Raw genomic sequence first — 13,172 nt, 5'->3', positions numbered from 1 at the left:
CTGACCAGTTACGCGCCCCCCGATCTGTGGATGGTTTCGGATCTGCTCAAGCACGGGGTCAAGATCGAGGCCAAACCGGAGGAGGAGCAGTCCTTCCTGATGAGCATTTTCGTTAGCTGGTTCCCGATGCTGCTGTTGATCGGTGTCTGGATCTTTTTCATGCGCCAGATGCAGGGCGGCGGTCGGGGGGGGGCCTTCTCGTTTGGCAAGAGCAAGGCGCGGCTGCTTGACGAGTCGTCCAACACCATCACCTTTGCCGACGTTGCCGGTTGCGACGAGGCCAAGGAAGAAGTGTCCGAACTCGTCGATTTCCTGCGCGATCCGTCGAAATTCCAGAAACTCGGCGGCCGCATTCCCAAGGGCGTGCTGCTGGTGGGTAACCCCGGCACCGGCAAGACATTGCTTGCCAAGGCGATCGCCGGTGAGGCCAAGGTACCCTTCTTCTCGATTTCCGGGTCGGATTTCGTCGAAATGTTTGTCGGGGTCGGTGCCGCCCGCGTCCGCGACATGTTCGAGAATGCCAAGAAGCATGCGCCCTGCATTATCTTCATCGACGAACTGGATGCGGTGGGTCGTCAGCGCGGTGCCGGGCTGGGTGGCGGCAACGACGAGCGGGAGCAGACCCTCAACCAGATGCTGGTCGAAATGGATGGTTTTGAAGGCAGTGTCGGGGTCATCGTCATCGCGGCGACCAACCGTCCGGACGTGCTCGATCCGGCGCTGATGCGTCCCGGTCGTTTCGACCGGCAGGTGGTCGTCCCGCTGCCGGATATTCGCGGGCGCGAGCAGATCCTGGTGGTGCACATGCGCAAGGTGCCGCTCTCGCCCGACGTCAAGGCAGACATCATCGCCCGCGGCACGCCCGGCTTCTCCGGTGCCGATCTGGCCAATCTGGTCAATGAGGCGGCACTGTTCGCCGCTCGCGGCAACAAGCGCCTGGTGGATATGGAGGACTTCGAAAAAGCCAAGGACAAGATCATGATGGGTGCCGAGCGCCGCAGCATGGTCATGAACGAGGACGAGAGGCGCAACACTGCCTACCACGAGTCGGGCCATGCGGTGGTCGCCAAGCTGATGCCGAAATCCGATCCGGTGCATAAGGTCACCATCATTCCGCGCGGCCGGGCGCTGGGTCTGACCATGCAACTGCCCGAGGAAGACCGTTACGCTTACGATCGCGTCTATCTGATGAGCCGCATTGCGGTCCTCTTCGGGGGGCGTATCGCCGAAGAGTTGTTCATGAATCAGATGACCACCGGTGCTTCGAACGACTTCGAGCGGGCGACGCAGATGGCGCGCGACATGGTTACCCGCTACGGCATGTCCGATGCGTTGGGGCCGATGGTCTATGGCGAGAATGAAGGCGAAGTCTTCCTCGGGCGGTCGGTGACAACGCACAAGAACATGTCGGAAGCGACCATGGAGAAGGTTGATGCGGAAATCCGCCGCATCATTGACGAGCAGTATGCCCTGGCACGTCGCCTGCTCGAAGAGAATCGCGACAAGGTCGAGGCAATGGCGGCGGCGCTGCTCGATATCGAAACGATCGACTCCGACCAGATCAACGACATCATGGCCGGCAAGCCGCCACGCCCACCCAAGCAGCCACAGGCGCCGTCGACCAACAAGCCCGATCATAATACGCCCGACGCGGCGCCCAGCGCGACCGCTCCCGCCTGAGCGTTCAACTCGCGGGCTTGCTGCACGGCCAGGATTTGCTCGCCTGATGCTGCGCTGCGCGGAGTTCGCACTCGCTGTTGACCGCCCATTGGTGATGGGCATCGTCAACCTGACGCCGGACTCGTTTTCCGGCGATGGTCTGGCGGGTGACACCGAGCGGGCAATCGCCCATGCCCGACGGCAGATCGAGGCCGGTGCCGATCTGCTCGATATCGGCGCCGAGTCCTCACGCCCAGGGGCGCTTCCCACCTCGCTGGCTGACGAGCTGGATCGGCTGCTGCCGGTGCTGGACGGCCTGGCCGGCTGTGGCATCCCGATCTCGGTAGATACCTACAAGCCGGAAGTGATGCGCGTGGCGCTGGCCCATGGCGCCTCGATGATCAACGACATTTACGCCCTGCGCATGCCGGGTGCGCTACAGGTCGTGGCCGGCAGCCAATGTGCGGTGTGCCTGATGCACATGCAGGGCGAGCCGCTGACCATGCAGCAGCAACCCGCCTACCGCGATGTCGTGACCGAAGTCGACGCCTTCCTGCAGAGTCGTGTGACGCAGGCAAGGGCAGCCGGTATTGCCGACGATCGTCTGGTGCTCGATCCCGGCTTCGGTTTTGGCAAGACCGTGCAGCACAATGTCGAACTGCTGCGCCGTTTTTCCGAGTTGTCGTTGTCTGGCCTGCCGCTGCTGGCGGGGGTGTCGCGCAAGTCGATGCTCGGCGCGCTCACCGCACGGCCGGTCGGCGGACGGCTGGCTGCCAGCATCGCGGCTGCCTTGCTGGCGGCGCAGCGCGGCGCGCGCATTCTGCGTGTCCATGATGTTGCCGAGACGCGCGATGCCCTGGCCGTCTGGCAGGCGCTCGCGTGACGAAAAGGTTTCTCCGCGTCTCCACTGTGCCTTAGTTGGCAGCCTGTTTCCCCGGCCTTTGCGTAGAATGTAGGCTGTTTGACAGGCCCTCCTGCGGGCCTGTAGTCAAGGGGAGAGAAAATCGTGACACGCAAGTATTTCGGAACCGACGGAGTTCGCGGGCGCGTCGGGGAAACGCCAATCACGCCGGAGTTTGTCATGCGTTTGGGTTATGCGACCGGGCGTGTACTGGCCAGCCACGACAGTGCGCGCAGCCATGGCAAGGGGGGCGAGCGGCCGGCGGTGCTGATCGGCAAGGACACCCGAATCTCCGGCTATATGCTGGAAGCAGCACTCGAAGCCGGTTTTTCGGCGGCCGGAGTGGATGTCTGCCTGGTGGGGCCGATGCCCACGCCAGCCATCGCTCACCTGACCCGTGCGCTGCGTCTGCAGGCGGGTATCGTCATTTCCGCGTCGCATAATCCCTACTACGATAACGGTATCAAGTTCTTCTCGGCCCGTGGCACGAAACTGCCCGATGAGCTGGAACTGGAGATTGAAGCAGCGCTCGACGAACCGTTGATCTGTGTTCCCTCGGCAGGCTTGGGGCGCGCACGGCGGATCGACGACGCAGACGGTCGCTATATCGAGTTCTGCAAGGGTACGTTTCCGTTCGAGATGGATCTGCGTGGCCTGAAAATCGTCGTCGATTGCGCCAATGGAGCGGCCTATCATCTGGCGCCGCATGTCTTTCACGAACTGGGCGCCGAGATTACCAGCATCGGCACCGATCCAAACGGTCTGAACATCAACCAGGATGTCGGGGCGACAGCCCCCGCCGCCTTGCGTCAGGCGGTCGTGACGCAAAGTGCCGACCTCGGAATCGCCCTCGACGGGGATGGTGACCGGCTGATCATGGTCGACGCGCAGGGCAATGTGTACGATGGCGATCAGCTTCTCTTCGCCGTGGTGCGCAGCCGCTTGCGCCAAGGACCTGTGGCCGGAGTGGTCGGTACCCTGATGAGCAATCTGGCCCTGGAACATGCCCTGGGCGAGCTCAAGGTGCCCTTCGTTCGTGCAGCGGTCGGCGATCGCTACGTGATGGATCTGCTGCGGCAGAATGGCTGGCTCTATGGTGGGGAGAATTCGGGGCATATCCTGTGTCTCGATCGGCACACCACCGGCGATGGCATTGTCTCTGCCTTGCAGGTGCTTTCCGCCTTGCGCGAGGAAGGTGGCGACCTGCAACAGTTGCTGGGGGGTCTGGAGCTCTACCCGCAGAAATTGATCAATGTCGCGCTGAGCAAGGGTTTTGCTTGGCAAGATCACCCGCTGATCGGCGCCACGCAGAATGCGGTCGAGCGCGAGCTCAATGGCTGCGGGCGTGTGCTGCTGCGCGCTTCCGGCACCGAGCCGCTGTTACGCGTCATGGTCGAGGGTCAGGATGCGCAAGTCGTCACCCGGGCAGCCGAGAAACTCGCCGCAGCGGTGCGCGAAGCGGTCTCGTCGTGAGCCGTCGGGCCACCGGCTCCTTCCGAGGCTAGCTGGAAAGTTCGAGTTCGCCCTGACGAAGGTCTGGCCGGGTCACTGCGCCATGGCGTGGCAACAGCGAGCCGACGCGCACGCCCAGGAGCCGCAACTTGCGGTCGAGCGGCACACGGCGCAGACAGGCACCGGCAACGCGGCGGATCAGCTGCACGTCGGCAGTGGCGCTGGCCAGGGTGTGGTCACGGGTGACGGTCTCGAAGTCGGCAAAGCGCAGCTTGACGCCGATCGTGCGACCCAGGCAATTCTGGCGCTGCAGGTCGGCGGCGACCTGTCGGCAGAGCGCGGTGAAGATGCCGCCCAGCACTTCCCGGTCCTGGCGCGGATGCAGGTCGTGCGCGAAGGTGCTTTCCCGGCTGATCGACTTCGGCGCGGCAGAGGTGATCAGCGGTCGTTGGTCGATACCGTGTGCAGCGTCGGTCAGCCAGCGGCCGTAGCTGCGCCCGAAGTGCTGCTGCAGCAGGATGGTGTCGGCGGCTGCCAGTTGGCCGATGCTGTTGATCCCGAGAGCGGCGAGCCGCTCGCCCGCTTTCGGGCCAATGCCATTGATCTTGCGTACCGGCAGCGGCCAGATGCGTGAGCCGATGTCCGCTGCGCCGAGCACGGTGAGGCCGTCCGGTTTGTCGAGGTCGGAGCAGATCTTGGCCAGCAGCTTGTTGGCGGCAATGCCGATCGAGCACGATAGTCCGGTCGCCTGACGGACGGCGTCCTTGATGCTCTGGGCAAGCGCTCGCGTTTCGCCAGGCAGCTCGCTCAGATCGAGATAGATTTCGTCGATGCCGCGATCCTCGACCTGTGGCGCGAGGCGCGCAACGGCCTCCTTGAACAGCCGGGAATAGTGACGGTAGGCCGTGAAATCGACCGGCAGGAGGGTTGCTTCAGGTGCCAGGCGGGCGGCCTGCATGATTCCCATGCCGGACGAAACGCCCAGCGCGCGCGCTTCGTAGGTTGCGGTGGTGACCACGCCACGACCCGCGTAGTCGCGCAGGCGGGCGTAGCGCCGGCTGCCGTCGGGCCGCGGGACGGGTTGGTGTTCGCTGCGACCGCCAATCACCACCGCCAGCCCGTGCAGGTCCGGATAGCGCAACAACTCGACGGAGGCGTAGAACGCGTCCATGTCGAGATGCGCGATGCGGCGTTCCGCCATGCTTGGCAGCATGGTTTTCAATAGAGCAGGAATTCCCGGCGCAACTCTTCCCACGCCCCTTCATCGACTCGGCTGAGGGCGTCAAGGTCGGCCGGTGTTGCGTCAGCCTCATCGACCCACTCGCGCAGCAGCGGCGAGCCGTTGATCAGGTCGATGGGCAGCCGAGCGTATTCGTACTCATAGGCGAAGTCGCGCCACAGCGGATAGTCTGGCCGCCATTGGCGCAGCACCTTGAAAGCCAGGGCGTGCAGCCGCCACGGGCGGAAAGCGACATGCTGGTAGCTGCCGTCTTCGACATGCACCTGGATGCCGTGGCAGAGCCGTCCCGCGTGCGTGTGGAAGGTCGGCTCGAACCAGCATTCGCGCAACCGGCAGCCGAGCAGCCATGGCCCGGCGAGCCGGTGCATGCCGGCGATCAGCCGGCGGGCATCGATGTCTGGTGCGCCAAAAAGCTCCAGCGGACGGGTGGTGCCGCGACCTTCGGAGAGCGAGGTTCCTTCCAGCATCACGCTGCCGGGATAGCAGCGGGCCATCGACAGGTTGGGGGCGTTCGGGCTGGGGTTGATCCAGCTGCGCTGGCCGATCGGCCAGCCGTAGCCGGGGCCGGCCTCGGGGGACCAGCCGTGCATCTTGATCACCGTGCAGTCGATGTCCAGGTCGAGTTGCCGGACGAACCAGCAAGCCAGTTCGCCCATCGTCAGGCCATGGCGCATCGGCAGCGGGCCGGCACCGACGAAGCTCTCCCAGCCCGGACGCAGCAGCAATCCCTCCACCGGCCGCCCCGCCGGGTTGGGGCGATCAAGCACCCACACCACCTTGTCGTGTGCGGCGGCGGCTTCGAGCACGTAACGCAAGGTGGTGATGAAGGTGTAGATGCGGCAGCCGAGGTCCTGCAGGTCGATCAGCAGCACGTCGAAGCTGTCCATCATCGCCGGTGTCGGGCGTCGCACGGTGCCGTAGAGACTGAAGACCGGGATCCGGTGCACCGGGTCGAGGAACTCGGGCGATTCGACCATATTGTCCTGCTTGTCGCCACGCAGACCGTGCTGTGGGCCGAATGCGGCGGTGATGCGCAGATCGGGCAGCGCGCCCAGCGCATCGAGGGCATGCGTCAGGTCGGCGCAGACCGAAGCGGGGTGAGCGAGCAGGGCAAGCCGGCGGCCGTGCAGCGGCTTGCGCAGTTCCGGATCACTGAGCAGACGGTCGAGACCGAATTCGAGGGCAGGCATCGAGGCTTCCTTCAGACAACTTGGGGCGGCGGGAGCTCGAGGGCAAAGCCGTCGCGCTGGTGAAAGTCGGGCCGCGCGCCGGTATGGCGAAGCGCCCAGTAACTGTGGCTGCCATCGACGATGTCGGCCGCTTCGACGACCGCAGTCAGGCCGACTTGCAGGCGCGCCGTCGCCACATTTGCCGGCAGGACGGTGGCAGGAATCAGCGCCGTCAGTTCGAGTCGGCCGGCAGACAGGCTGGTGGTGATCTGCGGCGGGGTGAGCAGCAGGTATCCCTCGTCACGCTGACGGTAGCTCGAGAACGCGTAAGCCGCCCATTGACCCGAGGGCGAAAAGTTGAATTCGTGATAGGCGGTTTCGCCCATGATGCCTACGAAAGCCTCGAAGCAGCTGTGTTCCCAGAGCCCGTCCACCTGGCCCGGTGGCTGGGCCAGGGGAATCAGCAGGCGGGCCATGTCGCCGCGCAGCCGGTAGGCCAGTTCAAGCACGCCGTTGGTCGACCATGATGCGTACGCTTCGATCGTGCGCACCACGGGCGCCGGCGTTGCCGGATGGCAGAGCAGGGTAAGCGGCAGTTCGGTCGGTAACATGGGTTGCAGCGGCAGATTTGACGGCGGTGCGGAATTCTAACGCCTGTCAGTGCTGTGCCGAGGCACTTTGGCGGGAGTGCTGCCGTTCCTGGCGGGCATCCGGCAGCGTCGGCCAGGCGGCAAGCCGGCGGGGCGCACCGCCGGCGATGCCTGGTGATCGCCTCAGGTCGTGTCCGGCGTCGGCGCGCTGTCGCAGAACATGATGAAGGCCTGGTCGACGATATCGCGCGCCAGTGCACGGACGATGAACACCAGCCGGCTCCGATGGTCTGCATCGGGCCAGTCAGGCAGCGAGCTTGCCGGGTAGCGCATGTGCTGAACGCATTGCACGACACGCGGTCCGGACTCGCCATCGACCGCAACCAGGCCCTTGACGCGCAGGATGCGGTCGCCGCAGGTGGCCAGCAGGACGTCGATCGCCTCGGTGAACTCCGGCCAGGCAAAGGGCTGGGTAAAATGCAGAACGAAGGCATGGACCAGGGCATCGTGCCGGTTGGGGTCGTGCGCCTGACCGTCATGTGCGACGCCCCGTGCCGCCACCACCCGTTCCTCGGCCAGCCAGCGACGAACGTCGGCCGTTTTGCCGGCAGGATCGTAGAGCCCGCAGCCCATCACCTGATCGGCGGTGATGACGCCGTGGCGCAGCTCGATTTGCGGTGCGCCCGGGTTGGTCCGGGTCAGGCGGCGGACCACTACGGCAATTTCCCCGGGTGTTGCCAGGTCACATTTGGTCAGCAGCAGGCGGTCGGCCATGGCAACCTGTCGGACCGCTTCGAAATGGCGAGTCAGCTGGCGATTGGCGTGTGTCACGTCAACCGCGGTGACCACACCGTCAATACGGAAGCGTTCGGCAATGAAGAAATCCCCGAGCAGGGTGTACAGCACGGGCGCCGGGTCGGCCAGTCCGGTGGTTTCGATAAGGACGCGCGAAAAGGCCGGAATCTCGCGCCGCAGCCGGCGCATGAACAGGCCACGCAGACTGTTCGCCAGTTCGCCGCGTACGCTGCAGCACAGGCAGCCGGAATCGAGCACGACCACCTTGTCATCGAGCTTGTCGACCAGATGATGATCGATCGCCACATCGCCGAACTCATTGATCAGTACCGCGGCATCGGCCATCTGCGGTTGCCGCAGCAGATGATTGAGCAAGGTCGTCTTGCCGGCGCCCAGGAAGCCGGTGAGGACAGTCACCGGGATGGCTCGTGCTGGTTCTAGGGCAGGCATGGTGGGGAATCCTGTGCGCCGGGTACGCATTGCAGGTCGGCGGCGTGATCGTCGACCTGCGCCGCGCGGCTGCCCTTCAGCGCTGTTCGCAGGTGCACTCGGCGCAGCGACCACGCAGGTCGAGTTCGAGACGCGACAGCGAGAATCCTTCCGGCAGGTGCGGCGGGCTGGGTGGCACAGCATCGAGACAGAAGACCCGTCCGCAGTTTTCGCAGCGGAAATGCGTATGCGTGGCATGTTCACCGCTGCTGGCGGCCGAAAAGCGGAACATTCTCTGCGCATCGGCGTTGCGGTGCGCGAGGCCGCTTTCGACCAACCAGTCGAGGACGCGATAGAGGGTCACACGATCGAGCGCCAACTCTCCGAGCGCCTTTTCGATCTCGTGATGGGTCAGTGCGGCCGGCGCCGAGCGCAACAGCCACAGGACGCGCACCCGCGCCGGTGTGGCGCGCGCACCGACCCGGCGTATCAGCATGGCCGCAGTGGCGGCCTCGGCAGTCGTCTCGCTGGCCCGGGTGACGGAGGTCATCATGGCCAGCGATTAGAGCATAGCTGATGGACACCCGCAACACAGTTGCAGGTGGTTGGCCGAGGAGAAACAGGTGATCCGGGCTGGGTGGCCGGAGAATTAAGCCGCATGGCCATTCCCGCACCGGAAGGGCGGCTCGCGAGTCGGGCCTATGCCCCTTGCCCGTGGTCTGGCACGAACGGCGGCACGCAGAGCATGGTCTCGGGTGCTGCTGCGCATACAGGGGCTTGTCAGTGGCGCCGGCACAGCGGGTGGCCAAGCATCGAAACTGCGTTGCTGGGGCGAGGCGTAAGGTTTCGCCGGTTGTGCCGACCAATCATCAAGGCATCACCCGGCAGCCCTGCCAGGGGCATTGCCGGAGGCAATTTCGGTCTTCCCTCGACCGACCAGCGTTCGGCAGCGTTCGGCAGCGTTCGGCAGGGTTCGTCGGGCGGCATCGTTGAGTAATTGGTGCCAGGGCGGTGGTCGCCCCACAGGCGCGCCGGGGAACTGTCAAGCGCCTTTCCGGCCGAACGGCAGTGAGCCTGTGCTGGCTGCCGATCGCAGGTTTCTTTTTGGAGAGAGTCATGGATCGTCGTCAAACATTGAAATGGTTGAGCGGAATTTCCGCTTTCATCCTGCCGGTTGCCGCCGCGGGTCCGAGTTGGGCAGCCGATGGCGGCAAGCTGCAGAAATCGAAAGCCGAGTGGGCCACTTTGTTGGCGCTGCCGGCTTATCGGGTCCTCTTCGAAGAGGACACCGAGCGCGCCGGCAGCAGTCCGCTGAACCGGGAGAAGCGCGACGGCACTTTTGTCTGCGCCGCCTGTTTTTTGGCGCTGTTCGACAGTTCGGCGAAGTACGAGAGCGGCACCGGTTGGCCGAGTTTCTGGCAGCATCTGCCCGGAGCGATTGCCACCAAGACCGACTTCAAGCTGATCTATCCGCGCACCGAGTACCACTGCGCGCGTTGTGGTGGACATCAGGGCCACGTGTTCAATGACGGGCCGAAACCGACCGGGAAGCGCTACTGCAACAACGGTGTCGCCTTGATTTTCGTGCCGCGTGCCGAGCCGCTTCCGGAGTTGCGCACATGAGCCGCACCCTTTGCCTCCTTGCCTGGCTGCTTGTCCTGGCGGGATCGGCCACTGCGGCTGATCCGCCGGTCGCAAAGCCGCCCGAAGTACGGACCGCCATCTTTGCTGGCGGTTGCTTCTGGTGTATCGAGGCTGATTTGGAAAAGCTGCCGGGAGTCCTCGGCGCCGAAGCGGGTTATACCGCGGGGCGAACGGTCAACCCGACCTATGCTCAGGTCAGCACCGGAAATACCGGTCATACGGAGGCGGTCCGCGTCAGTTATGACCCGCAGAAGGTCAGCTATGCGCAACTGGTGGATTACTTCTGGCGGCATATTGACCCGACGGTGAGCAACCGGCAGTTCTGCGACATTGGTCCGCAGTATCGCAGCGGCATCTACTGGCAGAACGAAGGCGAACGCAAGATCGCCGAGAGCAGCCGCGATGCCTTGCTGGCGAGCGGCAAGCTGGCGCGCATAGAAACCGAGATTGCTGCCGCCTCAAGCTTCTACCCGGCGGAGGAATACCACCAGGACTATTACAGGAAGAATCCGGTTCGCTATGCTTACTACCGGCTGTCTTGCGGCCGTGACGCGCGGATCAGGCAGATCTGGGGGGATGGTTGATTTGGTGGCGGGCTGGTCTGGCGGCTGCCAGCCCGCTCAGTCGGCCTGACAAAGCAGACCCTTGAGATACTCACCCTCGGCGAAGTTCAATCCGACCGGATGGTCGACCGGTGCGACGAGGCGGCGCAGGATGCGTGCTTCACGCCCGGCGCAGATCGCCGCGTCGGCAACGATTTCCTGGAAGTGCTCGCTGCGGATGCCGCCTGAGCACGAGTAGGTCATCAACAGGCCTCCGGGGCTCAACAGGCGGAAGCCAAGGACGTTGATGTCCCGGTAGGCGCGCGCCGCGCGCTCGGCGTGCGCTGCCGAAGGAGCGAACTTCGGCGGGTCGAGAATCACCAGATCGAAGCGCTGGCCGGCAGTTCTGAGCAGGCGCAGCTCATTGAACACATCGGCCTCGCGCCATTCGGCGCGGCTTGCGGCGAGTTCGGGATTGAGAGCCAGGTTGTCGATCGCCGTTGCCAGGGCGGGTCCCGAGGAGTCGACCGAGAGTACGTGGCTGGCACCGCCGGCGAGCGCCTGCAGCGAGAAGCCGCCGGTGTAGCAGAAGCAGTTCAGTGTCGCACGTCCGGCAGCGAGCATGCGCGTCAGCAGGCGGTTGTCGCGCTGGTCGAGATAGAAACCGGTCTTGTGGCCGGCGACGATATCGACCTTCATCCGCACGCCATTTTCGACGATGGTCAGGGGGGCTTGCGGAGGCTCGCCGAGCAGCCAGCCCGAGACCGGAAGCAATCCTTCGAGGCGGCGAACGTCGGAATCCGAGCGCTCGTAGATGCGCGCACAACCGGTTGCCCGCTGCAGCGCACGAACGATCGCCGGGCGCCACTTTTCGGGGCCGGTAGCGGTCAGTTGCAGGACGATGGTGTCGTCGTAGCGATCGGCAATCAGGCCGGGCAGGCCGTCGGATTCGCCATGCACCAGTCGCAGACCTTGCTCTGCCCGCAGCTCGGGCGTCAGCCGACGACGTTCGACCGCGCACTGAACGCGCCGCTTGAAAAAGGCATCGTCGACGGTTTCGTCAGGGTCGAAGGTCCACACCCGGGCGCGAATTTTCGACTCGGGGCTCCACGCAGCCTTGGCCAGGGGACGTCCGTTGGCAGCGACGACCTCAACGGTATCACCGGGCCGTGCCCGACCGCACAGCCGGTCGACGGCCGCAGCGAAGATCCAGGGGTGGCGACGGGCAAGCGTGCGATCCCTGCCGGGCAGGAGAAGGAGTTGGGCCATGCGGAGAGTCTTTCGCGCCCAGCCGGACGGTCAGAACGCAATGAGGTGGAAGCGGCGCAGTCTACACCACTGCCGCCCCGCATGGCGGAATCGTCGGCGCCCTGCCATCTGTCGCCGGCCTTTTTGAGGCCCATCAACAAACGCGGACGTCGGCGACCCTATAATTTTGCCAGTTCGATCGCCTCCACAGTCACTACAGCTATCACCACCATTCAAAGAACGGATCCAAGATGCAACGCCCGCCCTTGTTACCCCTGCTGCTGCTCCTGCTGGCCGGAACGGCAGTCGCCGACCCCGAAGCCGCGCTGACCGTGATCGGCGATCTCGGGTGGCTCAATGGTCAGGCGCTGGCCTGTGGTCAGATGGCAAGTTCCGGTCAGGCGAAGGCGCTGATGATCCGCCACGCACCCAAGACCCGCCGCTACGGAGAAGCCTTCGAGCAGCAGACGAGTGATGCCTTCCTGGTCCAGGGTCAGGAGCCGGATCGTTGCCCGGCGCCGGATGCTTTTGCAGCTCGCCTGAGCGAGCTGTCGGCCCGGCTGCAGGCCGTGCTCCCGGCGGTTCAGCCGGCCGGGCGGCAGTAGACCGGCCGGCGGGCAGGCTGTCGGTGAAGAGCCTCTGGTACGCGCTGCCTGTCTTGTTGGCTGCGCTGCCGGTGTGGGCGGGTGGGCCGCCGACGGCTGAACCGGGCGCTGCCGATCGGGCTGCAGATTTGTCGGCGCGTTACCTCCTGATGGATGCCAACGGCCGCGCGGTAAGCAACGAAGACTTCCCGGGCCGTTTCCAACTGATCTCTTTTGGCTACACCTTCTGTCCCGACATCTGCCCGACGACGCTGGCCGAGATGTCGGCGGTCATGAGCAGCCTCGACAAGGATGCAGAGCGCTTGCAGCCGCTGTTCATCACGGTAGACCCGGAGCGCGACACGGCCAGCATCCTGCGCACCTACGTGGCCTTCTTCCATCCGCAGATCATTGGCCTGACTGGTTCGCCGGCCCTGGTTCGCCGCGCCGCGGATAATTTCAGGGTGCGCTACGAGAAGGTGTTCGAGCCCGGTGCGCCCGCCGATCAGTACGCGGTAGACCACTCGGCCGGAATGTTTCTGCTCGGGCCGGACGGTCGCCATGTGCGCCGGTTCGCCTATGCGATGCCGCCGGCGGAGATAGCCGAACGTATTCGTGAGATCATGGCCGGCGATCAGCAGCGGCCAGTGCCGTGGCGCCGGGTTCCTGCAGCGGACTGATCAGGCGCCTGCCGCAACCGTCCGGCCATCGTCGGGGTGGCCGCCTCGTGGCGAGAGGCGGTTTGCAGGTGGTGAATCGTCGGATGCCGATCCACATTGCGTTACCGTGAAAGCCCATCGCTGAAGTGACGTGACCATGCCTGCCGACAAGCAGCATTGTTTGAACAGCCGCTGGGCCCGACCCCAGGTGTTCAGCGGCGAATCAGTGTGCGGCGCTGGCCGCTGGTGGGTTGTGGCTG

The 13,172-nt window shown here is 64.8% G+C and carries 13 protein-coding genes; 7 read left to right on the top strand and 6 right to left on the bottom strand.

The window, feature by feature from the left end; genetic code table 11:
- The 3 genes from ftsH to glmM form a co-directional block, all read left to right on the top strand.
- A partial coding sequence (gene ftsH, locus JNK99_RS07100) for an ATP-dependent zinc metalloprotease FtsH (protein WP_291850682.1) occupies positions 1–1,680 on the top strand: 1,680 nt, incomplete at its 5' end.
- A gap of 46 nt (positions 1,681–1,726) precedes the next feature.
- Entirely contained in the window at positions 1,727–2,542 is an 816-nt protein-coding gene (folP, locus tag JNK99_RS07095) for a dihydropteroate synthase (RefSeq protein ID WP_291850681.1), read from the top strand.
- Between the two features lie 123 nt (positions 2,543–2,665).
- Positions 2,666–4,033 (top strand): phosphoglucosamine mutase, encoded by a 1,368-nt coding sequence (glmM, locus tag JNK99_RS07090; protein ID WP_291850680.1) that lies wholly within the window; start codon positions 2,666–2,668, stop codon positions 4,031–4,033.
- Positions 4,034–4,061: 28 nt separating this feature from the next.
- Here glmM and dinB read toward each other — a convergent pair whose 3' ends face one another.
- From dinB to JNK99_RS07065, 5 genes are all read right to left on the bottom strand, one after another.
- The gene (gene dinB / locus JNK99_RS07085; protein ID WP_291850678.1) at positions 4,062–5,213 is read right to left on the bottom strand and encodes a DNA polymerase IV; all 1,152 of its coding nucleotides are present in this window, start codon (positions 5,211–5,213) and stop codon (positions 4,062–4,064) included.
- A gap of 17 nt (positions 5,214–5,230) precedes the next feature.
- On the bottom strand, positions 5,231–6,442 hold the full coding sequence (locus JNK99_RS07080) for a DUF1343 domain-containing protein (RefSeq protein WP_291850677.1): 1,212 nt from the start codon (positions 6,440–6,442) through the stop codon (positions 5,231–5,233).
- Between the two features lie 11 nt (positions 6,443–6,453).
- Positions 6,454–7,032, bottom strand: a complete 579-nt coding sequence (locus tag JNK99_RS07075; protein ID WP_291850675.1) for a DOMON-like domain-containing protein — start codon at positions 7,030–7,032, stop codon at positions 6,454–6,456.
- A 162-nt stretch (positions 7,033–7,194) separates the two neighbouring features.
- The gene (locus JNK99_RS07070; protein WP_291850673.1) at positions 7,195–8,256 is read right to left on the bottom strand and encodes a GTP-binding protein; all 1,062 of its coding nucleotides are present in this window, start codon (positions 8,254–8,256) and stop codon (positions 7,195–7,197) included.
- A gap of 76 nt (positions 8,257–8,332) precedes the next feature.
- On the bottom strand, positions 8,333–8,788 hold the full coding sequence (locus tag JNK99_RS07065; RefSeq protein ID WP_291850671.1) for a transcriptional repressor: 456 nt from the start codon (positions 8,786–8,788) through the stop codon (positions 8,333–8,335).
- 563 nt (positions 8,789–9,351) lie between these two features.
- Here JNK99_RS07065 and msrB point away from each other — a divergent pair.
- Together msrB and msrA are read left to right on the top strand one after the other, a co-directional pair.
- A complete protein-coding gene (gene msrB, locus JNK99_RS07060; RefSeq protein ID WP_291850669.1) occupies positions 9,352–9,858 on the top strand; it encodes a peptide-methionine (R)-S-oxide reductase MsrB in 507 nt (168 codons plus the stop codon).
- Positions 9,855–10,463, top strand: a complete 609-nt coding sequence (gene msrA, locus JNK99_RS07055) for a peptide-methionine (S)-S-oxide reductase MsrA (protein ID WP_291850667.1) — start codon at positions 9,855–9,857, stop codon at positions 10,461–10,463. Before msrB ends, msrA begins: the two co-directional genes overlap by 4 nt.
- 36 nt (positions 10,464–10,499) lie before the next feature.
- Here the strand turns inward: msrA and JNK99_RS07050 are convergent, their stop codons facing one another.
- Positions 10,500–11,690, bottom strand: coding sequence for a class I SAM-dependent methyltransferase (locus JNK99_RS07050; RefSeq protein WP_291850665.1), 1,191 nt, complete (start codon positions 11,688–11,690; stop codon positions 10,500–10,502).
- Between the two features lie 230 nt (positions 11,691–11,920).
- On the opposite strand from JNK99_RS07050, the gene JNK99_RS07045 reads away from it, so the two are divergent.
- Together JNK99_RS07045 and JNK99_RS07040 are read left to right on the top strand one after the other, a co-directional pair.
- Positions 11,921–12,274, top strand: coding sequence for a hypothetical protein (locus tag JNK99_RS07045; protein ID WP_291850663.1), 354 nt, complete (start codon positions 11,921–11,923; stop codon positions 12,272–12,274).
- A gap of 23 nt (positions 12,275–12,297) precedes the next feature.
- Positions 12,298–12,933: an SCO family protein gene (locus JNK99_RS07040; RefSeq protein WP_291850650.1), complete on the top strand. Its 636-nt coding sequence runs from the start codon at positions 12,298–12,300 to the stop codon at positions 12,931–12,933.
- The last annotated feature ends 239 nt before the right edge of the window (positions 12,934–13,172 follow it).

The sequence above is a fragment of the Accumulibacter sp. genome, assembly GCF_016789985.1.
Taxonomy (GTDB): Bacteria; Pseudomonadota; Gammaproteobacteria; order Burkholderiales; family Rhodocyclaceae; genus Accumulibacter.
This window is presented reverse-complemented; position numbering and strand designations above follow the sequence as displayed.

Bases quoted from the DNA above. Each gene is read 5' to 3' on its own strand.
- JNK99_RS07075 (WP_291850675.1), bottom strand. From the start codon at position 7,032: ATGTTACCGACCGAACTGCCGCTTACCCTGCTCTGCCATCCGGCAACG.
- JNK99_RS07050 (WP_291850665.1), bottom strand. From the start codon at position 11,690: ATGGCCCAACTCCTTCTCCTGCCCGGCAGGGATCGCACGCTTGCCCGT.
- folP (WP_291850681.1), top strand. From the start codon at position 1,727: ATGCTGCGCTGCGCGGAGTTCGCACTCGCTGTTGACCGCCCATTGGTG.
- JNK99_RS07045 (WP_291850663.1), top strand. From the start codon at position 11,921: ATGCAACGCCCGCCCTTGTTACCCCTGCTGCTGCTCCTGCTGGCCGGA.
- msrB (WP_291850669.1), top strand. From the start codon at position 9,352: ATGGATCGTCGTCAAACATTGAAATGGTTGAGCGGAATTTCCGCTTTC.
- JNK99_RS07070 (WP_291850673.1), bottom strand. From the start codon at position 8,256: ATGCCTGCCCTAGAACCAGCACGAGCCATCCCGGTGACTGTCCTCACC.
- JNK99_RS07065 (WP_291850671.1), bottom strand. From the start codon at position 8,788: ATGATGACCTCCGTCACCCGGGCCAGCGAGACGACTGCCGAGGCCGCC.
- JNK99_RS07080 (WP_291850677.1), bottom strand. From the start codon at position 6,442: ATGCCTGCCCTCGAATTCGGTCTCGACCGTCTGCTCAGTGATCCGGAA.
- dinB (WP_291850678.1), bottom strand. From the start codon at position 5,213: ATGGCGGAACGCCGCATCGCGCATCTCGACATGGACGCGTTCTACGCC.
- msrA (WP_291850667.1), top strand. From the start codon at position 9,855: ATGAGCCGCACCCTTTGCCTCCTTGCCTGGCTGCTTGTCCTGGCGGGA.